This window comes from Flavobacterium phragmitis (assembly GCF_900112575.1).
Taxonomy (GTDB): Bacteria; Bacteroidota; Bacteroidia; order Flavobacteriales; family Flavobacteriaceae; genus Flavobacterium; species Flavobacterium phragmitis.
The window spans coordinates 130,163-153,245 of sequence record NZ_FOMH01000010.1 but is presented as its reverse complement, the minus strand read 5'-3'; the positions used below and the strand labels follow the sequence as shown (position 1 = coordinate 153,245).

Sequence of the window (23,083 nt, the reverse complement as noted above, 5' to 3'; positions counted from 1 at the left end):
TTATAAAAGTGTAACGCCAGTTCCGTTAAGATCTGAATAACTCACAACGCCATCTTTTATGGTTACTCCCGTTGCAATATCTTCTGCTAAAAGAAGCGCGCCGTCCATATCTACATAATCCAATTGTGGCAATAAATGCGCAATAGCAGAAATTCCGACAGTAGATTCCGTCATACAACCCACCATTGTTCTTAAACCTAATTTTTTGGCTTCTTCAATCATGCGTTTTCCAGGAGTTAGGCCACCACATTTTACCAATTTCACATTCACACCATGAAAATGATTGTGGCATTTTGCTACATCTTCTTCAATAATACAGCTTTCATCAGCAATTACAGGAAGAACAGAATGTTTGAAAACTTCTTTATGTCCTTCCCAATTATCCGCTTTCATTGGCTGTTCTAGAAATTCTACGCCCAATTTTTTTAATTCTACAGCATTGTTGATTGTTTCTTCAACCGTCCATCCGCAGTTGGCATCAATTCTGAAAATGGCATTGGTGTGTTTACGAAGTGCTTTTACAATTTCGATATCCTCTTTGGTTCCTAACTTAATTTTGTAAATAGGCCACGGAAGTTCCTGCATTTTGGAAACCATTTTATCAATAGAAGCAATTCCGATTGTATAATCCGTCATCGGATTTCTTTCGGTGGTGTAATTCCACAATTCATAAAGTTTTTTGCCTTTTTTGCGAGCATACAAATCATTATAAGCCAAATCCAAAGCGCACAAAGCAAACATATCGTCTTGTAAATACGGATGAATTTTTGCCCAAAATACTTCTGGAGTTTCATTCTCAGTATTTTCAATAATGTTTCTTATTTTTTCCAAATCCTGCATCATCATTGGAACCGTGATATTGTAATACGGATTTGAAGTGGCTTCTCCAAAACCAGAAAAACCATCGCTTTGCAATTCTACAATTAGCGAAGGCTGAAAATCAATAGACTCTCTTGAAATAGTAAAAGTGTGTTTTAGCTTGAGATTGTATTCTCTTAAAATTAGTTTCATTGGTATGCGATGTTTTTTTTCAATTAATAGCCCAGCCAAAGTATTGCTTCAGCGAAATGATCACGCCAAAGTTTTTCATTATGTTCTCCGCCTTTTACAATTTTAGTCTTGTCAAGATGAAGGCAATAACAGCGTTTTGTATCTAATAAACGTTTCATTTTAGTCAAATCGTTTACCATGTCGTCACTTTCTTTATCGCCACACAGAAAATAAATTTTCGTTTTGATTTTAGGCTGTTTTTCTGTAAAAGTATAAATATCAGGAGAAAACCAAAAAGATGGCGAAAAAACGCCTGCTTTTCCAAAAGTCTCGGGATATTTTAAAGCACCGTAATAGGAAACCAAGCCACCAAGAGAACTTCCAAAAAGAATAGTGTTTTTTGCTTTTGTTTTGGTTCTGTAGTTTTTATCAATATAGGGCTTTAATGTTTTTACGATAAATTCTAAATACTTATCGGCATTTCCACCACCGTATTTTTCGTTTTTAAAAGGAGTCAGTTCATCAATACGTTTTTCATTTCCATGTTCGATTCCGACAACAATTACTGGGACTTTCAAGCTGTCTAATTTTTCGTCAACATTCCATTCGCCAGAAAAAGAAGTTTTGGCATCAAACAAATTTTGAGCATCATGCATGTAAATAACGCTGTATTTTTTCTGAATATCTTTAGAATAATTTTCAGGAAGATAAATCCAGATTTTTTTTGAAGTATTGAGTTGAGGAGCCTCAATTGTAAAAGTAGAGACGTTTTTAGAAGCGGTGCTTTGTGCTTTGCCAATAAGAGTAAACAGAAGTAAAACTGCCAAGAAAATCCTCTTCATTATCCGTGTTTTGTGTTTTTATTTAAAAGCAATATTTTAGCTAAAAATAATAAATTGATGAATACAGAAGCAGAAAAAAGAAGTTTACTTTTAGAAATGATTACACTTGCCACTGTAGACGGACATTTGCATAAACGTGAGCTTGAATTTTTAAGACTTGTAGCTGTAGAATTGAATATTAGCGAAGAAGAATTTCAGGATTTATTTCATCAGGAAGCAAAACCGCTTCCAATACCTTCTGAAATGCAAAGAATCAATCAGTTTTACAGACTGGCTTTATTGATGCATTGTGATGGTGTTTTACATGAAAGGGAATTTCAGGCCATTCAGCAAATTGCTTTACAGATGGGATTGAATCTTTCTGCGGTTAAACGTGTTTTAGAAATGATGAAAAAAGCTCCGAACACAGTAATTAATCCAATTGTATTAATGGAAATTTTTCAGGAACAACACAATTAAGCCAGCTGTTCCTGTAGTTTTTTGATTTCGTCACGAAGTTTGGCTGCTTGTAAGAAATCTAATTCTTTAGCTGCTTTTTCCATTGTTTTACGTTTTTCACGAATCATTTTCTCCAATTCGGCTTTAGATAAATAAGCTGTTTCCGGTTCGGCAGCAACAGGAATTGGATGCCCTAACTCGTATTCTACTAATGGATTTTTCGTAAATGCGCTGTCAATTTTTTTATTTAAAGCCTGTGGCGTAATATTATTTTGAACGTTGAAGTTGATCTGTTTGGTTCTTCTGTATTCCGTTTCGTCAATAGTTCTTTGCATACTGGCCGTAATTTTATCGGCATACATGATTGCTTTACCATTTAAGTTTCTAGCGGCACGTCCGATAGTTTGTGTTAACGAACGATGATTTCTCAAGAAACCTTCTTTATCCGCATCTAAAATAGCAACAAGAGAAACTTCCGGTAAATCCAGACCTTCACGAAGTAAGTTAACCCCAATTAAAACATCAAAAAGACCTTTTCGTAAATCCTGCATAATTTCAATACGTTCTAAAGTATCGACTTCAGAGTGGATATAACGGCATCGAATGCTTACTTTTGTCAAATATTTGGCTAATTCTTCCGCCATTCTTTTGGTCAAAGTGGTTACTAAAACTCTTTCGTCCAATTCGCATCGAACCTGAATTTCTTCAATCAAGTCATCAATCTGATTCAAACTTGGGCGAACTTCAATTATAGGATCCAATAAACCAGTTGGACGAATAATCTGTTCCACATAAACACCATCGGTTTTTTGTAATTCATAATCAGCTGGAGTTGCAGAAACATAAATAACCTGATTCTGCAAAGCTTCAAACTCTTCAAATTTTAAAGGTCTGTTGTCCATTGCAGCGGGTAATCTAAATCCGTATTCAACTAAGTTTTCTTTACGGCTTCGATCACCTCCATACATGGCATGAACCTGCGAGACGGTTACGTGACTTTCGTCAATAATCATTAAATAATCACTTGGAAAATAATCCAGCAGACAGAAAGGTCTTGTTCCGGCTTCACGTCCATCAAGGTAGCGGGAATAATTTTCAATTCCAGAACAATAACCCAATTCGCGAATCATTTCTAAGTCAAAATTGGTTCTTTCTTCCAGACGTTTGGCCTCGAGATGTTTTCCTATTTCTTTAAAATAATCTACCTGTTTCACCAAATCCTGCTGAATCTGCCAAATAGCACCTTGTAAAACCTCTGGTGAAGTCACAAACATATTGGCGGGATAAATGGTCAGTCTTTGGAATTTCTCTATGACCTGAGAAGTTTTAACATCAAAAGATTCTATTTCTTCAATTTCATCGCCAAAAAAATGTATTCTGTAAGCATCGTCAGCATAACTCGGATATACTTCAACCGTATCGCCTTTTATTCTAAAAGTTCCAGGATTAAAATCGGCTTCTGTTCTGGCATATAAACTTTGTACCAGACTATGCAGTAATTTCGTTCTCGAAATAACCTGATCTCGTTTAATTTCGATTACGTTTTTCTGAAATTCAACGGGGTTTCCAATACCGTACAAACAGGAAACTGACGCTACAACCAAAACATCACGACGTCCCGAAAGCAGGGATGAAGTGGTGCTCAATCGCATTTTCTCCAGTTCTTCGTTGATAGATAAATCTTTTTCAATAAAAACTCCTGTAACAGGCATAAAAGCTTCCGGCTGATAGTAATCGTAGTAAGAAACGAAATATTCCACCGCATTATTGGGGAAGAATTGCTTGAATTCAGAATATAATTGTGCTGCTAAAGTTTTATTATGTGCTAAAACCAAAGTTGGTCGCTGTACTTCTTGTATTACATTGGCAACGGTAAATGTTTTTCCGGAACCTGTAACTCCTAGCAAAGTTTGATATTTTTCTCCGTCGACTACACCTTGCGCCAATTTTTGTATGGCTTGTGGCTGATCTCCTTTTGGACTGTATTCTGAAGCTACGTGGAAATTCATTTGTTACTGATGAAAATTAGATTTGTAAAGATACGAAGTTTAAAAACTGTTTTAAAATGGTTCGCCACGAATTGCACGAATTAACGCTAATTTTTGTTTTCTAAAATAAATACAAATCCAACTGGAGAATGAAATTGGTGTTAATTCGTTAAATTGGTGGCAAAAAAACTCTTATTCTAGAAAATTAATAACCGCATCATTTACCATTTTTGGCTGATCAATAGTTAGAAAATGGCCTGCGTCTTTTACGGTTTTTGTTTTACAGTTGGATAAATATTTATTGGCTCTTTCTAAACTTTCTTCAGAATTTATGACGTCTTTATCACCGATTAAAACCAAAACCGGATTTTGAATCGATTCCAGTTCTTTTTCAGAAAAAGGCATCATTTTAAGCATGCTGGAATTCGATTTGGCATATTTATTAGCCAAATAAAACTGTCTTTTGTAGATGACACTGATGTTTTCCGGATGAGTAGAAAAAGTCGTTAAAGTTTTACCGAATTTCTTTTCGCTTGGAAATAATTTCAGCATTAAAGCCGAAGTTGTTTTTCCGACTTTATCAATAAATTTAAAGGTTTGTGCGGGACTTAATAAAACTATTTTGTCAATAGAGTTTGGTTTTTGAGTAGCCAATAATGTAGCAATCCAACCGCCTCGAGAAGCGCCGATAATATCAAATTTCTTTAATTTATAATGATCAAAAACTTCATTGTAAAATGCGAGAATATCTTTTGACGAAAGAGGTTTGGCCGTTAAATTGGATTTATTGGGTTCCATTATAAAATCGATGGCATAAACGCGATGTTTTTTGGTGAAAGCTTTAATATTTGGGTACCACATCGTAGAACTGGCATCCATTCCGTGGAGTAAAACCAAATCTTTTCCGTTTTTTGGTCCGGCAATAACTACATGAGCTGTTCCAAAACTAGTTGTTACATCTTCTTCTGTATACGGAATGTTCCAAAGTTTTAAAGCCTTATCGTAGGCGGATTGATATTTTTGTTCTTCAGTTTTGCTCTTAAAGACATAATCTTCAAATTTTACTTTTTTAGAAGCACAACTTGTGATTAAAAATAGCACGATTGCTAAACGAGAATATAGTTTTAACATGGTAATAAAATTCAATTTCAAACTTAAAGTTACGATTATCGTAAGCGGAAAGCGTATCAGAATTTTATTTTAAAATATCATAATTTTAAGATTGTTCCTTTTTAGAAGTCAAATAATAAATCTGTACGAAAGCTAAAATAGCATTCGGAATAATTACCGGCCAAAGCCACTGATTGAAATCTCGGTAATCATTCAAAAAGATGCCATAAATAACAAAACAGATACAGCCAAACATATTAATAAATCGGATTGTTCTAAGGTTTTTTAATAGAAAACCTCCAACAATAAAAACAGATGCAAGATAACCAATATATTCTGCCATAATCTTGATTTTAAATAGTTTAGAATAAATGTAGCAAAAGCTAATTATAAAATCAAGGTTTTGTTTTGGAAATCAGATTATTATGATGTTTTGGTAAATGATTACAGTTTTTTAGGATTACGACTTGTATGTCTAATTTTCAATTTCAGAAATTAAAATAGTTTTAAGTTCAAGAGTGTTCATGATTGCATAATTTTACCGAAGTTACAAAGATAACCAATACTATTGGTTTTGAAAGTCTTAAAATTTCCAAGAGCTTTGCTCAGAACTATTAAAAAAACTCCAAGCCACAATTCTGCTGTTTTTCTGTCCTTGCGACATTTCGATTGTTTTTACCGAAGCGGCGTTTACTTTTTTCAGGATTTTATAAATCGAAGAAAGGTTTTCTTTTTTAGAAACTAAAGTAGTAAACCATAAAACTTGCGATGGATATTTGGCACTTTCGTAAATCATCTGAGTTATAAACCCGATTTCACCGCCATTGCACCATAATTCTGCATTTTGACCGCCAAAATTTAAAACAGGATTAGTGTTTCTTTTCTCTTTCGGATTTAAATTGGAAACTTTTCTAGAAGTACTTTTGTTTGCTTCTTCAGCTGAAGCATGAAAAGGAGGATTACACATCGTGAAAGCAAAACGGTCTTCGGGTGTGATAATATTTTTAAAAATAAATCGAGATTCTGTCTGCTGCTGTAAGCTAATTGAATCAATTAAATTTGGATTGGCTTCGATAATTTTACTGCAATTTTCAATCGCTTTTTGGTCAATATCTGTTCCAACAAAACTCCAATTATAAATCGAATTCCCTAATATCGGATAGATTAAATTTGAACCCGTTCCGATATCTAAGCCTAAAACATATGAAGTTTCAGGAATTTGATTATGGTTGCTTTCTGCCAATAAATCGGCTATATAATGAATGTAATCTGCTCGTCCAGGAATTGGCGGGCAAAGATAATTCTTAGGGATATCCCAATTTTCAATTCCATAGTAAGTTTGAAGCAAAGCTTTATTCAAAGTTTTTACTGCAAGAGGATTACTGAAATCAACCGTTTCAATTCCGTGTTTATTGACAGCAACAAAAGCTTTTAATTCAGGACAATTAGAAATAAGTAATTCGAAATCATAACGCCAACGATGAAGATTTCTTGGGTGTAAATTGTCTTTTTGTGAATTGTTTTCTGCTTTCATTTTTATTGATTTCGGTGCAAAGATAGGTATTCCTTTTTTGAGAATTAAAAGAATGCTCCGTAGGAGCAATCAATTTTGTAGCAACGGATTTTAATCCGTTGAATTAGGATCGCAGATAGAAAAAAGTTCCTTAGGAACGGCTCATCTTATTGCGAAATATGTGTCGAACCTACGGCTCTTTATTCTGGGTGGTTATTGTTTAAACCGGATTAAAATACGGGCCTACAAAATTATCATAGCCTAATGGTTTTCTGTTTTCAAGAAAATTTTGTAGGAATGGCATATATTGTAGCAATGGATTTTAATCCGTTGAAATAAATTGAAGATCTTCAAAAGAGTTCCGTAGAAACGGTTCATTTCTTTAAGAATATATTTAAACTTAGCGATTCTTTAAGTATTTCTAATCAAAACACTCCATTAATAGTAAATCTCCATTTGTATGTGAAATAGTTACAATTCCATCTTTTTCGACAGAATTACTGCTTCCAGTTCTATAGCCCATTGTAAGCGTGTCATTGTTTAATTCGTATTTTAAATTGGTAGAATAAATTCCGTTTACAATACCAATTGGAATTAAGGAAATTGGAGTTTTAGCAGTATACCATTTCTCAAATTTTGTTGGTAAAAGGAAGATTTTCGAATGATCGTCCAGAATTACAATTTTCAATAAATTTCTATAACGAACTATCTGTGTCAGATTTGTAATCGTATGATCTGCGCGTTTTCCAGTTGCCCAAACTACATTTACGGCAGGAATTTTCCTTTCAATTAAATAATCAAAAGCTTTCTCTAAATCGGTTTTGTCTTGATCCGGTGTATGAACAATCTCAATAGGATATTGTGAGGTTTTATAAACTTCTGGATCGAAACCACGATCAAAATCTCCTAACAGTACATCAACTTTAATGCCCAATTCAATGACTCTTTCAATGGCAGAATCTAACACAATAACAAGCGGAGACCATTCTAGCAATTGACCTAATAATTCAGGATCGCAGGCCGCTCCGTTGGCAATTATTAAGGCAGGTTCTTGATCATCGCGGACAATATGGTGTGAAGACATTTAGAATTGATTTTAAATATGGCGCAAATGTACGAAAGTTATAGGCTTTGACTGGAGATCAGTTTATTTAATTGACTTTAAAAGCAACTGCATCAACTTCTATCTGCATATTGTCGAGTGCTAATCTCGGAACAGGAATTAGAGTACTGGCAGGAAAAGGTTTCTTTTTCCATGTTTTACTAATTTCTTCTTCCCATATTTTTAGTTTTTCTGCTGAATGATCTACAATTAGAACTGTAATTTTCATCACATTTTCTGGTTTTAGCTGGTAACCGTCTAAAACCGTTGTAAGGTTTTTTAAAGCTGTCTGAACTTGCTCTCTAAAGTCTGAACTTAAGAGATGTTCTTTGCCCAAACCGCCACTCTGACCCGAAATATAAACTAATTCTCCAGGTGTTTTTACAGAAGAGGCGTGACTGAAACCATAAGGAGTAGGGTCGAATAAAGAATCAGGATTTTTGAAAGTTTGTGCTTTGGTTTGAAATGTACAAAGGCATAATGCAAGTACAATTAAATGTTTCATGTTTTAAAAATTAAAATTAAGAGCACAAAGGTTTCGTAATTCTAATTTTTAAAACATTTACATATGTTGAGGTTTTATTTTTTTTGCAGTTTTTTAAAATTATTTTGTTAATCAAGCAATCTTCTATGGTAGTTTATTTGCCCTAAATGATACGCTAGATGCGTAGAAAGGTGAACAAGAAAAAATCCAGTTGTCATTTCTTTTTCAAAAACAATCTGTGGATAAATTGATTCTAAATCTACTTCTGTTAAAGAGTCCAAAGCATTATTTACTATAATGATTGCATCTTCAATTTTTTCAATTAATTCTGATCTTGGGATATCTTTTAAAGAAAATTCTAAAGGACGATTTCTAATATATCCCGTTTTTCCAATTTCTGCTCCTATATATGTATTTAGATTTCCCATTAAATGAAGACAGAGATTTCCCGCTGAATTGGATATATTTTTATCGATAATCCAAATAGAGCTTTCGTTTTTATAAGATTCAATCTCGATTTTCAATTGATTTAAATCTCTAGTAAAAAGTGTTTTTAGTGTTGGAATTAGCATTTTTTTAATTGAATTAATGATATAATAGATATAAAAAAATCATCGTAATGATTGTACCAATTAATGAACTGATGAAAACAAAAGTATTATCTCGACTTTGTTTGGTAATAAGTTTAATGGATTGATAACAAATAAAATAAACAGCAATGATAGGGTAGTAAATAAATCTTCCTAATAGATAAATTACTAAAAGGTAGAAAAAGAAGCTAATTATAATTCCTATGGTCATTCCAATTAAACTTCCAAAAATTGTTTTCTGATTAATTATTCTGTCTTTTACAATTTTTTGATGCTCATTAAATTTTAGCTCTATTAATTTCTCTAATTCTTCAGAAGTTAGTATGTCAGATTTTACAAATTGTCTTATGAAATCTAAATCAGAATAATCATTACTCATTGAATATACTTCATCGGTTATTCTTTTTATTTCTTTTTTATTAATCGAGTTAAATTCTAAAGATGATAAAAAAAGATTAATTCCCCCTCTGTTTTCTATTTCTAAAAGTAATTCGTCACTAGCTTTTCCTGAATATTCCATCATTGTCAAATAGGCGTCTTCAAGATCTTTATCAGAGTATTTTTTGTAATTCATTTTAAAAATAAATTTTAGCTCTATTAATTTCTACTTTTTATTGGAATCCACACTTCTTCTTCAGAATTAGGGTCATCTTTTTTGTATTTTTCATTCATTACGGAAAAATGAGGTCTTTCATCTACCAAATATTCTGAATTCGGAAGCCATTCTGCAAAAATATGATGATAGGTTTTATGAGCATCAGTTGCAGGACCAATGTGAAGGAAAACGGCATAGAGACCATTAGGGACAACCAAAGTTTTCATTTCTTCTGGAACATTTTCAAAATCTGAAACTTCTACAGCGGCCCATTTTTCGAAAATTTCATTGGGATCAAAATTGTCAAAATGATTTTCGTTATAAACTTCTAAAGAATAAAGATTAGCGTTTATTCCGTTTTTGATTTGTTTTCTTTTTGGCATAAATCCACTCCACAATTGAAAAGTTTTATTTTCTATAAAAGACATTTTAATAGAATGGCCTATAAGCTTTTTTTCGGCTAAGGTTTTAATAAGAGGCAGCATCATTATTTTATAGTATATTTTTGTGAATCACTTTCGCTAAGGGAAAAATAACCCAAAGCATAATTATTTTTGTCTGTTGTATTGATAATATTCCCTCTTACAGTTGCTGGTGGCGACTGAAATGGTCCTCCAACATTGCTTCCTGCAATGCCAACGAGAATATTCATGTAATTGTAATATTGCTTAGAAATTCCATAATGCGTTACTTCAATCTCATTGCCAGCTTTCAAATCCTCATCATCTGTAGTACTGAAAATCTCATTTCCTTGATAAAATTTATCTTCAGAGACATAGAAATTAGAAGTGACTTTGTTGGGGTAGACATATTTAAAGAGATAGTAATTATCTTCGTCTCCTGGATCGGTAAAGTAAGATCTTATTTCGATGTCCTGTCCTGTAAAACCTCCATCGTTTTTTTGTTCTATTCTGGTGATTGGAGCGACAGATTTTAGGGTTTCTGTTGCAGTGTATGTGTTTCCTTGACTTATAACTGTGAGAGTGTATTCTTCGTTAATTACAGGTTTGAAATCGTTACACACATAACGTCCAGATTTGTTTAATTCAGGAAAATTAAATCTTTGATTTTTACTGTTTTTGACATAAACCATAGCTCCTGTAACAATAGGAATTTGAGTATCAAAATAACCTGTTGTAGTAGTTAGTTTGATAACCTGCTGTCGTCCGGAAGATCCTTTTTGCCAGTTTATTACGGCTTCAATAACTAATTTTGGAGGAGCGGTATCTAAATCAACATCAACAACATCTTCACAGCTCGAAAAGAGGAGAGAAGTAAAAAAAGCAATTAAAAAAACTAATTTTTTCATGTCTGTATTTTCAATTTCTAAATTGATTTTCTAAAATTTGAAATTATAACTTACCGCTGGAACAATTCCAAAAATAGACAATTGTACTGCTTCGTTGGCACCTGTGTCTACATTTTGTCTAAAATTAATCGAAGCGGCATTCATACGGTTGTAAAGATTGTAAATACTGAACACCCATTCGCCTTTCCAATTTCGGTCTTTATTCTTTCTCGGTGTCAAAGTTGCAGAAACATCTAAATGATGGTAAGCAGGAAGTCTGTTTTCGTTTCGTAATCCGTAGCTTGGAACAGTAATTCCGAGATATTCATACTGCCCATTCGGATAAGAAACGGGTTGTCCTGACTGTAAGGCAAAATTAGCTCCAAATGACCATTTTTCATTTAAATTATAGGCTGATGTAATCGCTAAATTATGCGTTTTGTCGTAGGCAGAAGCATACCATTGACCATTATTAATTCCTGTTTCTTCCGGAGTTCTTCCGGGAGTCTGTTGTTCTGATTTTGATATGGTATAAGCTATCCAGCCATTAAATTTTCCTTTGTTTTTTTTGATCATAATTTCTAGACCATAAGACCTCATTTGTCCATTCAAAATAACCTGTTCAATCGCATTATTGGCAATTAAGTCGGCTCCGTCAATATAATCGAGTCGGTTTTGGATTTCTTTATAATAAGTTTCTACTTCTAATGAATAATCGCCATTATAAATATTCCTAAAATAACCGAGTGCTACTTGATCTGCAAGCTGTGGTTTGATATATTGGTCGCTTGGCATCCATACATCTAGCGGAGTAGGAGAAGAAGTATTTGAAATTAGCTGAAGATATTGTGCCATTCGGTTATAACTCGCTTTGAGTGACTGATCTTCATTTAGTTGGTAAGAAATAGAAAAACGTGGTTCGAAATTATTATAACTTTTAATGGTTTTGTTTTTACTGAAATATTTTGTGGAAACTGGAATTCCTTTTTCATAAATCTGCATATCGGTATTGAATGTTACGGCCTCATTGTTTTCATAATAATTAATTGTCGAAGCTCCTAATCTGTAGAAAAGGCTGTAACGTAATCCGTAAGAAACATTGATTTTATTCGAAAGCTGACTTTCGGCATCTAAATAAACGGAAGGCTCAAAAGCATATTTTTTATCCAACTGCTCTGGATTGATTCCAGAATCTTCTCCAGTTGGTTTTATAGTACCGGGATTAAATTCGTAGTAAGTTCCGTTTACGCCATAACTTAATTTCAATTTATCAGACAGATAATGTTTGAAATCGTATTTGATATTGTAGTTTTTAATGCCAGAATCCCAATTGAAACCAACAAAATCAAGATCTAAGCCGTAATAATAATCGCTGTAAATTAAAGATAAGTTGGTAAATAGTTTATCAGAATACAAATGATTCCATCTCAAATTCAAGATTGAATTTCCATAAGTATTGGTAAAACTTTTATTTAAACTGAAAACATCGCGGCCAAAATAACCGGATAAGTATAAACTATTATTGTCATTAAGTTTATAACTCAATTTAGTATTTAAATCATAAAAGTAGGCGGAGTTGTCTTTGTCTTCTTCCGAAAATTTTAGAAATAAATGAGCGTAAGAAGCTCTTCCTCCAATTAAGAACGAGCCTTTATCTTTTACAATTGGACCTTCGGCAAGCAGACGGCTGGAAATTAATCCGATACCACCGTTCATGTGGAATTCTTTACTGTTTCCGTCTTTTTGATAAATATCCAAAACAGAAGAAGCTCTTCCTCCGTATCGGGCAGGAATGCCACCTTTGTACAATTTTAAATCTTTAATGGCATCTGGATTAAAAACGGAAAAAAATCCAAACACGTGAGATGAATTGAATATCGTAGCTTCATCTAGAAGAATTAGGTTTTGGTCAGCACCACCTCCGCGCACATTGAATCCAGAAGCCCCTTCGCCTGCATTGGTTACGCCGGGAAGTAATAGAATTGATTTAATAACATCGACTTCGCCAAATACAACCGGCATTTTTTTTATGGTCGAAATAGAAAGTTTATTCACGCTCATCTCGGGCGACTTCACATTTATTTTCCCTTTATTGTCGGTAATGACAACTTCTTGAAGTTCTTCGCCTGAGCTAATAGAAAAGTTACTCTTTGTATTCTGATTTAAAATAATAGTTTTCTGAATGGTCTGGTATCCTATGTAGCTGATTTCAATTTCATATTCTCCTTTTGGTGCAGAAAGAGAATAAAAGCCATATTCGTTTGTGGTAGTTCCTATTTTTAGGCTTGGTATGTAGAGGTTCACTCCAATTAGTGTTTCGTTGTTTTTGCTGTCAATGATTGTACCGCTTAAAGTAAATTTTTCCTGAGAGAAAGAACTGAAAATCGTTAAAATAAAAAGAAAAAATGTGCAGGTAATTTTTGTAATCATTGCATTGATTTTGATTTACATAGATAATCAATTCTCGCTAAATATTTTTTCGAAACTACTGTTAAACATAAGTTAAGATAAAAAAAGGACAACCTTTAGAGTTGCCCTTTTCCTGTTTATTCTTAAAAACGTCAGTGCGTTTGAATTATTTAATTTTTGCAATAATAGCGTTGAATGTTTCGCTAGGACGCATTGCTTTGCTCACTAACTCCGGAGTTGGCTGGTAGTAACCGCCAATGTTTTGAGCTTTTCCTTGAGCGCCAATTAATTCAGCATCGATTTTAGCTTCGTTAGCTTCAAATTCTGCAGCAATTGGAGTGAAGATTGCTTTCAATTCAGCATCTTTAGTTTGAGCTGCTAAAGCTTGAGCCCAGTAGAATGCTAAATAGAAGTGAGAACCACGGTTGTCAATCTGTCCCACTTTACGAGCTGGAGATTTATCGTTAGCCAAGAATTTATCGTTGGCTTGGTCTAAAGTTTCAGATAAAACAATTGCTTTAGCATTGTCTAAAGTTTGTCCTAAATGCTCTAAAGATGCACCAAGAGCTAAAAACTCTCCTAATGAATCCCAACGTAAATATCCTTCTTCTGTAAATTGCTCAACGTGTTTTGGAGCAGAACCTCCAGCACCAGTTTCAAACAATCCACCACCATTCATTAAAGGGACGATAGATAACATTTTTGCAGAAGTTCCTAATTCTAAGATTGGGAATAAATCTGTTAGGTAGTCACGTAAAACGTTTCCAGTTACAGAAATAGTATCTAAACCTTTGATGATTCTGTCTAAAGTAAATTCAGTTGCAGCAACTGGGTTTAAAATACGGATATCTAGGTTTGTAGTATCGTAATCTTTAAGGTATTTTTGAACTTTTACAATTAATTCTCTATCGTGTGCTCTGTTTTCATCTAACCAGAAAACAGCAGGAGTATCAGATAAACGAGCTCTGTTTACAGCCAATTTAACCCAGTCCTGAATAGGAGCGTCTTTCGCCTGGCACATTCTGAAAATATCGTTTGCTTCAACGTTTTGTTCCATTAAAACAGTTCCGTTTGCATCCACAACACGAACAACTCCGTCTGCTTTCATTTGGAAAGTTTTGTCGTGAGATCCGTATTCTTCTGCTTTTTGAGCCATTAATCCAACGTTTGGAACACTTCCCATGGTTTTAGGATCAAAAGCACCGTGTTTTTTACAGAAATCGATAGTTGCAGTATAAACTCCAGCATATGAGCGATCTGGAATAACAGCAAATGTATCTTGTGCTTTTCCTTCTTTATTCCACATTTGTCCAGAAGTACGAATCATTGCTGGCATAGAAGCATCAACAATTACATCTGAAGGAACGTGTAAGTTTGTGATTCCTTTATCAGAATTCACCATTGCCAAAGCTGGCCCGTTTGCGATTGCTTGATCGATAGCAGCTTCAACTTCTGCCTGCTCAGGTCTTCCAGCAATTTTAGCGTAGATATCACCTAAACCGTTTCTTGTGTCAACGTTTAATTCAGCGAATAAAGAAGCGTATTTTTTGAAAACATCTGCAAAATATACTTCAACGATAGCGCCAAAGATAATTGGGTCAGAAACTTTCATCATTGTAGCTTTTAAGTGTACAGAAAGTAAAACTCCTGCAGCTTTAGCTTCAGCAATTACATCGGCAGCAAAAGCTTTTAATTTGCTTACGCTTAAAACAGAGCTGTCAATGATTTCTCCAGCTTTTAGCGGAGTACTTGCTTTAAGAACAGTTGTAGTTCCGTCTTTAGCAACAAATTCAATTTTTACATCATTTGCTTCAGCAACAGTTAATGATTTTTCACTTCCGTAAAAATCACCGCCTGACATAGAAGCTACTTTAGTTTTTGAGTCAGCAGACCAAGCACCCATTGAGTGTGGATTTGCTTTTGCAAAGTTTTTAACTGCTCTTGGAGCTCTACGGTCAGAGTTTCCTTCACGTAAAACTGGGTTTACAGCAGAACCTAAAACTTTTGCATATTTAGCTTTAATTTCCTTTTCAGCATCATTTTGTGGATCTTCTGGGAAATTTGGTACGTTGTATCCGTGCGATTGTAATTCAGCAATTGCTGCTTTTAATTGAGGTACAGATGCTGAAATGTTTGGTAATTTAATAATGTTCGCTTCTGGCTGAGTTGCTAATTGACCTAATTCTGCCAATGCATCTCCAGTTTTTTGAGCATCAGTCAAAGATTCTGGGAAATTTGATAGAATTCTTCCTGCCAGCGAAATATCTCTGGTTTCGATTTCAATTCCAGCTGTAGCTGTAAATGCTTGAACAATTGGTAACAAAGAGTAAGTTGCCAATAACGGCGCCTCATCAGTTAAGGTGTAAAAAATTTTTGATTTTGTCATTTTCTTTTTTTTTTATAATCGTATCGTCAGGAGTTAACGATGGCAAAGATATATTCGGCTCAAAATGAGCGGAGCAAATATAATAAAATCACAACGAAATCGGTTGAGTTTTCGAGAGAAAAGGCGAAATTAACAGATTGTTATTTCATATCCGATATATTGCTAAATCGATGATTTTGGTATTAAAAAATTACGGTTTTGATATTCACTGGAAATAGGGCATAAAAAAAACTCGTTTCAAATAGTGTGAAACGAGTTTTTTATAACATTTTGATAAATGATTATCTTCTTTTATCTTTAATCTTAGCTTTTTTACCAGTAAGTTCTCTGAAGTAGAAAATTCTAGCTCTACGTACAGCACCTTTCTTGTTCACTTCGATTTTTTGTAAAGCTGGTAAGTTTACTGGGAAGATACGCTCAACACCAACAGATCCAGACATTTTACGGATAGTAAAAGTTTCTGTAACACCAGAACCTCTTCTTTGAATTACAACTCCTTTGAAAAACTGAGTTCTAGTTTTTTCACCCTCTTTAATTTCGTAGAAAACAGTGATTGTGTCTCCAGCTCCGAAATCTGGGAAATCTTTTTTAGCAACGAATTCGTCTTGAACGAATTTTAATAAATCTGCCATGATAATTTAAATTATGGTTTTATATTAGATCAACATTCACGGATCTCGCCAGAGGTTGGTCAAATTCGGGTGCAAATGTAAGTAAAAAAAATAAAATTCCAAATTTTTAAAATTACTTCGTCTGTTCGCTATCGCTCGAGTCCAAATTCCAATTTTTTAAAATGCTGATAAAATGAGAGTTAGTTTAGTATTCAGTCTCGGTCACAGTATTCAGTCTCAGCTGCAAACTGATAACTGAGACTGAATACTTTATTAATGACCTTCCAGCAAATCTGGGCGTCTATTTTTAGTATGTTCATACGCCATATCTTCGCGCCATTTATCAATTTTTGCAGCATGTCCGCTTGTCAAAACTTCTGGGACTTTCCAGCCTTTGTAATCTGCAGGTCTTGTGTAGATTGGCCCTGATAATAAATTGTCTTGAAAACTATCGGTTAAAGCGGAAGTTTCATCACTTAAAACGCCAGGAATTAAGCGAATTAAAGCATCTGATAATACAATTGCTCCCAACTCTCCTCCAGATAAAACATAATCGCCAATCGAAATCTCTTTGGTAATAAAATGATCTCTAACTCTTTGGTCAACACCTTTGTAATGCCCGCACAAAATAATAATGTTTTCATACATCGACATTTTATTGGCGATTTTCTGATTTAGAGTTTCTCCATCAGGCGACATATAGATAATTTCGTCGTATTCACGCTGGCTTTTCAAATGTGTAATACAGTCGTCAATAGGCTGAATTGTCATAACCATTCCAGCTCCACCACCAAAAGGATAATCGTCAACACTTTTCTGGCGATTAGTGCTATAATCGCGTAGGTTATGAAAATGAACTTCGACCAAGCCTTTATCAATGGCACGTTTCATAATCGAAGCTTCAAATGGGCTTCTTAATAATTCAGGTAAAAGAGTAATAATGTCAATTCGCATTTTCGATTCAATAGTTTTCTTGTCGGCAAAGATACAAAGTTAATTTTTGTCAATTTTAAAGATTTATAAGTCGCTTTTTGTCAGTATGTTATAAGATTTTTATATTAATCTGTGCATTTCATCGAATAAATCGCGCACTTTATCGGATTTAATGTTTAATTAAAGTTTAAGTGGGTTTATTTGATAGAATAGTGTTAAATTTATAAGAATTTACCACTAAAACCAAAAACTACCAGACTTGCTTATGAAAAAAACTTTACTATTACTCGTTATTGCAGTTTTGCAGATTTCCTGTTCCAATACCAATAAAACCAATGAAAAATGGCTTGGAGAGACCAAGCAGAAATTAATCAAGAACTGGGGGCCTCCTGTAAGAATACTTCATGATGATCAGGATAATGAAATACTTCTTTATGCAGATCAGGTTTTTACAAAAGAGCATAATGATGATTCGGGGCTTGCAGGGCCATCGTATTGGAAGTATGATTATATGTATGTCAATAAAGAAGGAAAAATCTATTTATGGCATAATGAAAAACAAAAATTTCCTCCACAGTCAGTTGATTCAAAAAATTTAGCAGGTGTAAACTCTGGAACGGGCAGATAAAACTATTTTATATTTCGTTTCAGATTTACATTGACAAATAAATAGTATTTTTAAAGTATCGCTTTAGAAATACTATTTATATTTTATAACAATGCCTTCAACAAAAATACTAGCCATAACGGGAAGTACTAGAAGTAACTCCAGTAATTTTAAAATTCTGCAATACATTTCCAATCATTTAAAAGCAGAATTTGAAGTTGAAATATTTGAGAATATTGCTTCGCTTCCTCATTTTAATCCCGATTTGGATACCGAGAATCCTCCACAGGAAATAATTTCATTCAGAAATAAAATAGAACAATCAGATGGTGTTTTGATTTGCACTCCAGAATATGTGTTCAGTCTTCCTGGTAGTCTTAAAAATGCTTTAGAATGGTGTGTTTCCACAACAATTTTTTCAGATAAAAAGACTGGTTTGATAACAGCTTCAGCTTCTGGCGAAATGGGACATGAACAGCTTTTGTTAATTATGAAAACTTTGGAAGCTAGATTTGATGATAGGACCCAGTTTTTAATTTAGGGAGTTAGAGGTAAAATCAATGCCGACGGAGAAATTATAGGAGAAGAAACGATGGCAGCACTTCAAAACTTTATAAAAAATTTTGAGAATCAATTTTTATAATAAATTTACTTTTTGAAATATATCTAACCACATGATTACAAGAAGAAAATTTATAGTAACCACAGGACTTGCCGCAACTGCTGTTTGGGCTCGGCCAACATTAGTATTTTCTATGAAAAAAAAAGAAATAGGAATTCAATTGTATACCCTTCGTAAAGAACTTCCAAAAGATGTAAAAACAACTTTAGAAAAAGTAGCAAAGGTAGGATACACCACAGTTGAAACATATGGCTTTTCAACTAAAGACCAATTTTGGGGATTGACTCCAAAAGAATTAAAAAAGATTTTAGATGATAATAGATTGAAAGCAGTTAGCGGGCATTATAATTTAGGAAGCTTTTTGTATGATGGAAACACATCAGAATTAATTGCATCAATAGAAGCCGCAAAAACTCTAGAAAGCGAATTTTTAACTATTCCTTGGATTGATGAACCTTTTAGGAGAAATATTGAAGATTATAAAAAGATTGCTGCCCGTGTCAATGAAGCTGCGGTAATGTGCAAAAAAGCAGGTTTGAAACTCACTTATCATAATCATGATTTTGAATTTCAAAAACACGATGGAATTACGGGTTATGAGATCTTGTTAAAAGAAACCGATAAAAATTTGGTTTATTTCGAATTGGATTTGTATTGGGTAATTCATTCAGGAAATGATCCTTTGAAATTATTCAAGGAAAACCCGGGACGTTTTAAAATGTGGCACGTCAAGGACAAGGACAAAAATAACAACGATTTAAATACAGAAATAGGTTCAGGGTCAATCGATTTTAAGCCTTTATTTGAAGAAGCAAGACAATCTGGAATGATTCATTTTTTTGTAGAACAGGAAAATAATTTTGCGAAAGATTCTTTTCAATCGATTCAACAGAGTTGCGATTTTATCTCTAAAAATATACTCTCATAAAATTTTTATTTATGAAGAAAGTTCTTTTGCTACTAGTAGTGATTTTCTTGTCTTGTCAATCTGAGAAAAAAGAAAAGCCAAATTCAAATGCACAATCAATTTCAAAGCTAATATTACCGCCTGAACCTTACTTTGTAGATATTAAAGTTAATGATGTCAAGCTTGGAAAACCAGCTTATGGCGATTGGTTGTTTTCTCGTAAAGAAAAGGGACAGAGTTTTGAACAATTTGTTCGTACAAAACATGTTGTTCCTACTAAAGAAGAGAGTATTATCTATTTGAAACCAATTGGAAGATTTGATTCTTCACAACTCAAACAGATTGAATTGGTTCGTCAGTATTTGCAGATTTTTTTTCAGCTTGAGGCTAAAGTTTTAGAAACTGTTTCCAATGATATTATTCCAAATAAAGCAAAAAGAATTGGCGATGTTGGGCAAGAACAGCTTTTGGCAGGATATATTTTGACCGATATTTTAAAGGAAGAAAAACCAGCAAAAAGAATTGCATTAATGGCCATAACTGAAAAGGATTTGTATCCAAAACCGGAATGGAATTATGTTTTTGGACTGGCATCTTATAGTGATAAAGTAGCAGTGAGTTCGATGTATAGAATGCAAAAAGAAGCCGATTTTAAATTAGGTTTAGAGAGGTTGCTAAAGATTTGCTCTCATGAAATTGGTCACATGTTTGGTCTTAGTCATTGTATTGAAGCGAATTGTGTTATGAATGGAACTAACAGCATGGTTGAAACAGATAAACATACTCTTAGATTATGTTCGTTATGTCAAAGAAAATTAAATTCAGGAATTAAATACGATAATCTCAAAAGGCTAAAAGAATTAGAAAAATACTTTAAAGAGAATAATTTGACCGATGGATTAGCTCTAATGGAAAAAGATCTCGAAAAAATTAAAAATAAATAGAAATGAAAACAAGTAAAGAGTTTTTAAAAGGAGACGAAATAGAGTGGGAAGTAGTCGGAGAGGGAATCAAACGTAAAATTTTAGCTTTTGATGAAAGAGTAATGCTGGTGAATGTTCATTTTGAAAAAGGAGCAATAGGGGTTTTACACGAACATTATCACACACAGGTTACGTATATAGCAAGCGGAAAATTTGATGTTACCATCAGCGATGTGAAACAAACTTTAAAAGAAGGTGATAGTTTTTATATTCCACCACACGCTGTGCATGGAGTTGTTTGTCTTGAAGAAGGTATGCTGACAGATGTTTTCAGCCCTGCACGAGAAGATTTTTTACAGTATTAAAAAGTCCGTAAAATCCGCGTCTTCGCGATAGCGAATCCGTAAAATCTGCGTTCACATTTACAACACTGATAACGCAGATTCGCTATCGCGAAGACGCGGATTTACGCGGATTTAATTTAAAAAAAACTTAAAATTATAGGTTTAGGTTAAATATAGATGGTATTTTTGCAACATGAATTTATCCAAAACAAATGTACTTTTTATGGCAGTTTGCACTGGACTTATAGTTGCAAATCTTTATTACTGCCAGCCTTTGATTGTTTTAATTGCCAACGAATTTAAAATTCCTGAAGCCAATGCCGGAACCATAACTTATCTTACTCAGGCAGGTTATGCGATTGGTTTGTTTTTTATGGTACCGCTTGGTGATAAAATAGAACGAAAAAGGCAAATCCTCATGACTACTTTTGCAACAGTATTAGCGCTATTGGTTGCAGCAACTGCTAAGAGTTTTCTGGTATTGCAGATTGCTTCATTGTTAATCGGAATTACTTCCATTGTGCCACAGTTAATTTTGCCATTGGCAGCTTCTCTGAGCGCTCCTGAGCAACGAGGAAAAGTAGTTGGAACCATTATGAGTGGTCTTTTAGTTGGAATTCTGCTTTCACGAACTTTAAGCGGATTCATCGGTCAGGTTTTAGGCTGGAGATCGATGTTCTTTATTGCTGCAGGAATCTGTCTTTTGATCTTTTTTGTGATTCAAAGCAAATTTCCGGTTAACAAACCTCAGTTTCAAGGGACTTACGGACAGTTAATCAGATCATTATTTACTCTTATAAAAACACAGCCGGTTTTACGAGAAGCAACGGCAATCAATGTTTTCAGTTTTGCTCAGTTTGGAGCATTCTGGACTACAATGGTTTTGTTGCTTTCTGGAGAACCGTTTAATTTCAATAGTGCTACAATTGGTTTGTTCGGAATTGTAGGCGCTTCAGGAGCTTTGGCCGCACCTTTGGTTGGAAAACTTGGAGACAAAGGAAATTCAAGAATTGCAGTGGGTTATGGTATTTTATTGATTCTGATAAGCTTCTTGATTTTTTACTTTTCAATTGAAAGTGTAATTGGAGTGGCAATCGGAATTGTATTTATTGATATTGGTATTCAAGGCGTTCATATTTCCAATCAGACACGTGTTTATTCCTTATTGCCTGAAGCTAGGAACAGGCTAAATACGGTATTTATGTCACTTACTTTTTTAGGGACTGCTGCGGGATCTGCTTATGGATTATTGTTGTGGAAATTAGGCGGATGGCACGCTGTAACGGTGGGCTGTATGGTCTTATCTTTATTATCATTAACGGTTTACGGACTAACTTATAAATCAAAATCTAAAAGAGAGAAAGCGCAAATGGATTAAGAAATTAATTGTAAATTTGCGTTCAATTAAAAAATAACAACAATGGAAAACGGAATATACGCTAAATTCAATACTAGCAAAGGTTCGATTTTAGTAAAATTAACACACGATTTAACGCCTGGAACTGTAGGAAACTTTGTGGCTCTTGCAGAAGGGAATATGGAAAATAAAGTAAAACCTCAAGGACAAAAATTCTATGATGGTTTAAATTTCCACAGAGTTATTGCTGATTTCATGATTCAAGGTGGATGTCCTAAAGGAACTGGAACTGGAGATCCAGGATATAAATTCGATGACGAGTTTGTACCAAGTTTAAAACACGATCGTCCAGGAGTTTTGTCTATGGCAAATTCAGGGCCAGGAAGTAATGGTTCACAATTCTTCATCACTCACGTACCAACTCCTTGGTTAGATGGAAAACACACCGTTTTTGGACATGTTATTGAAGGACAAGAAGTTGTTGATGCTGTTGCTCAAGGTGATGCATTAGAGACTTTGGAAATTATTAGAGTTGGTGAAGAAGCTCAAAAATGGAACGCTATTGAAGCTTTTATTGGTTTAAAAGGTGCTCGTCTAAAAAGAGAAGCGGCTTTAAAAGCAGAATCTGAAGCAAAAATGGAACAATTAGCTGCTGGTTTTGATAAAACAGAAAGTGGGTTACGTTATAAAATGATCCAAAAAGGAGATGGGAAAAAAGCAGAAGCTGGAAAAACTGTTTCTGTTCACTATGAAGGATCTTTAGAAAACGGAAAAGTTTTTGATTCCTCTTATCCTCGTAAAAAACCAATTGAATTTAAATTAGGAATTGGACAGGTTATCGAAGGATGGGATGAAGGTATTGCTTTATTACAAGTTGGAGACAAAGCTCGTTTTGTAATTCCATCTGATTTAGCTTACGGACCATCTGGTGCAGGAGGGGTAATTCCACCAAACGCAACTTTAATTTTTGACGTTGAATTAATGGACGTAAAATAAGAATTTAAAAGCAATTTAGTATTGTTTTAAATAGCAATCCCATATGCC

The 23,083-nt window shown here is 34.0% G+C and carries 24 protein-coding genes; 8 read left to right on the top strand and 16 right to left on the bottom strand.

Annotated features, from left to right (window positions below):
• Both BM289_RS17945 and BM289_RS17940 read right to left on the bottom strand, forming a co-directional pair.
• Positions 1-1,011: a dipeptide epimerase gene (locus BM289_RS17945; RefSeq protein ID WP_091496103.1), complete on the bottom strand. Its 1,011-nt coding sequence runs from the start codon at positions 1,009-1,011 to the stop codon at positions 1-3.
• Between the two features lie 23 nt (positions 1,012-1,034).
• Entirely contained in the window at positions 1,035-1,832 is a 798-nt protein-coding gene (locus BM289_RS17940) for an alpha/beta hydrolase (protein ID WP_091496101.1), read from the bottom strand.
• A 57-nt stretch (positions 1,833-1,889) separates the two neighbouring features.
• On the opposite strand from BM289_RS17940, the gene BM289_RS17935 reads away from it, so the two are divergent.
• Complete coding sequence (locus tag BM289_RS17935) at positions 1,890-2,291, top strand: TerB family tellurite resistance protein (RefSeq protein WP_091496099.1); 402 nt, start codon at positions 1,890-1,892, stop codon at positions 2,289-2,291.
• On the opposite strand, the gene uvrB is transcribed toward BM289_RS17935, so the two are convergent.
• The 14 genes from uvrB to trmD form a co-directional block, all read right to left on the bottom strand.
• Positions 2,288-4,279: an excinuclease ABC subunit UvrB gene (gene uvrB / locus BM289_RS17930; protein ID WP_091496096.1), complete on the bottom strand. Its 1,992-nt coding sequence runs from the start codon at positions 4,277-4,279 to the stop codon at positions 2,288-2,290. The two genes, BM289_RS17935 and uvrB, sit on opposite strands and share 4 nt — an antisense overlap.
• Positions 4,280-4,450: 171 nt before the next feature.
• On the bottom strand, positions 4,451-5,389 hold the full coding sequence (locus BM289_RS17925) for an alpha/beta fold hydrolase (protein ID WP_091496094.1): 939 nt from the start codon (positions 5,387-5,389) through the stop codon (positions 4,451-4,453).
• A gap of 85 nt (positions 5,390-5,474) precedes the next feature.
• Positions 5,475-5,711: a uroporphyrinogen decarboxylase gene (locus BM289_RS17920; RefSeq protein ID WP_091496092.1), complete on the bottom strand. Its 237-nt coding sequence runs from the start codon at positions 5,709-5,711 to the stop codon at positions 5,475-5,477.
• Positions 5,712-5,951: 240 nt separating this feature from the next.
• Positions 5,952-6,902, bottom strand: coding sequence for a 23S rRNA (adenine(1618)-N(6))-methyltransferase RlmF (gene rlmF / locus BM289_RS17915; RefSeq protein ID WP_091496090.1), 951 nt, complete (start codon positions 6,900-6,902; stop codon positions 5,952-5,954).
• 400 nt (positions 6,903-7,302) lie between these two features.
• Complete coding sequence (locus tag BM289_RS17910; RefSeq protein ID WP_091496088.1) at positions 7,303-7,965, bottom strand: thiamine diphosphokinase; 663 nt, start codon at positions 7,963-7,965, stop codon at positions 7,303-7,305.
• Between the two features lie 67 nt (positions 7,966-8,032).
• Positions 8,033-8,488: a RidA family protein gene (locus tag BM289_RS17905; RefSeq protein WP_091496086.1), complete on the bottom strand. Its 456-nt coding sequence runs from the start codon at positions 8,486-8,488 to the stop codon at positions 8,033-8,035.
• Between the two features lie 107 nt (positions 8,489-8,595).
• A complete protein-coding gene (locus BM289_RS17900; RefSeq protein ID WP_091496083.1) occupies positions 8,596-9,039 on the bottom strand; it encodes a DinB family protein in 444 nt (147 codons plus the stop codon).
• Between the two features lie 13 nt (positions 9,040-9,052).
• A complete protein-coding gene (locus BM289_RS17895) occupies positions 9,053-9,631 on the bottom strand; it encodes a hypothetical protein (RefSeq protein ID WP_091496081.1) in 579 nt (192 codons plus the stop codon).
• 23 nt (positions 9,632-9,654) lie between these two features.
• Positions 9,655-10,137: a GyrI-like domain-containing protein gene (locus tag BM289_RS17890; RefSeq protein ID WP_091496322.1), complete on the bottom strand. Its 483-nt coding sequence runs from the start codon at positions 10,135-10,137 to the stop codon at positions 9,655-9,657.
• A 2-nt stretch (positions 10,138-10,139) separates the two neighbouring features.
• Positions 10,140-10,961, bottom strand: a complete 822-nt coding sequence (locus BM289_RS17885; protein WP_091496079.1) for a DUF4249 domain-containing protein — start codon at positions 10,959-10,961, stop codon at positions 10,140-10,142.
• A 30-nt stretch (positions 10,962-10,991) separates the two neighbouring features.
• Positions 10,992-13,370, bottom strand: a complete 2,379-nt coding sequence (locus tag BM289_RS17880) for a TonB-dependent receptor (RefSeq protein ID WP_091496077.1) — start codon at positions 13,368-13,370, stop codon at positions 10,992-10,994.
• Between the two features lie 145 nt (positions 13,371-13,515).
• On the bottom strand, positions 13,516-15,735 hold the full coding sequence (locus BM289_RS17875; protein WP_091496075.1) for an NADP-dependent isocitrate dehydrogenase: 2,220 nt from the start codon (positions 15,733-15,735) through the stop codon (positions 13,516-13,518).
• A 281-nt stretch (positions 15,736-16,016) separates the two neighbouring features.
• The gene (rplS, locus tag BM289_RS17870) at positions 16,017-16,367 is read right to left on the bottom strand and encodes a 50S ribosomal protein L19 (protein WP_091496073.1); all 351 of its coding nucleotides are present in this window, start codon (positions 16,365-16,367) and stop codon (positions 16,017-16,019) included.
• 252 nt (positions 16,368-16,619) lie between these two features.
• A complete protein-coding gene (gene trmD, locus BM289_RS17865; RefSeq protein ID WP_091496071.1) occupies positions 16,620-17,300 on the bottom strand; it encodes a tRNA (guanosine(37)-N1)-methyltransferase TrmD in 681 nt (226 codons plus the stop codon).
• A 244-nt stretch (positions 17,301-17,544) separates the two neighbouring features.
• Between trmD and BM289_RS17860 the strand changes: the two genes are divergently transcribed.
• From BM289_RS17860 to BM289_RS17830, 7 genes are all read left to right on the top strand, one after another.
• On the top strand, positions 17,545-17,907 hold the full coding sequence (locus BM289_RS17860; RefSeq protein WP_091496069.1) for a hypothetical protein: 363 nt from the start codon (positions 17,545-17,547) through the stop codon (positions 17,905-17,907).
• Positions 17,908-17,998: 91 nt separating this feature from the next.
• Entirely contained in the window at positions 17,999-18,427 is a 429-nt protein-coding gene (locus tag BM289_RS17855) for an NADPH-dependent FMN reductase (RefSeq protein ID WP_244165412.1), read from the top strand.
• Between the two features lie 133 nt (positions 18,428-18,560).
• Positions 18,561-19,436, top strand: coding sequence for a sugar phosphate isomerase/epimerase family protein (locus tag BM289_RS17850; RefSeq protein ID WP_091496067.1), 876 nt, complete (start codon positions 18,561-18,563; stop codon positions 19,434-19,436).
• Positions 19,437-19,447: 11 nt separating this feature from the next.
• Positions 19,448-20,359: a Zn-dependent protease gene (locus BM289_RS17845; RefSeq protein WP_091496065.1), complete on the top strand. Its 912-nt coding sequence runs from the start codon at positions 19,448-19,450 to the stop codon at positions 20,357-20,359.
• A gap of 2 nt (positions 20,360-20,361) precedes the next feature.
• Entirely contained in the window at positions 20,362-20,703 is a 342-nt protein-coding gene (locus BM289_RS17840) for a cupin domain-containing protein (RefSeq protein ID WP_091496063.1), read from the top strand.
• A gap of 202 nt (positions 20,704-20,905) precedes the next feature.
• Positions 20,906-22,060, top strand: coding sequence for an MFS transporter (locus BM289_RS17835; RefSeq protein WP_244165411.1), 1,155 nt, complete (start codon positions 20,906-20,908; stop codon positions 22,058-22,060).
• Between the two features lie 42 nt (positions 22,061-22,102).
• A complete protein-coding gene (locus BM289_RS17830) occupies positions 22,103-23,035 on the top strand; it encodes a peptidylprolyl isomerase (RefSeq protein WP_091496060.1) in 933 nt (310 codons plus the stop codon).
• Positions 23,036-23,083: the final 48 nt, after the last annotated feature.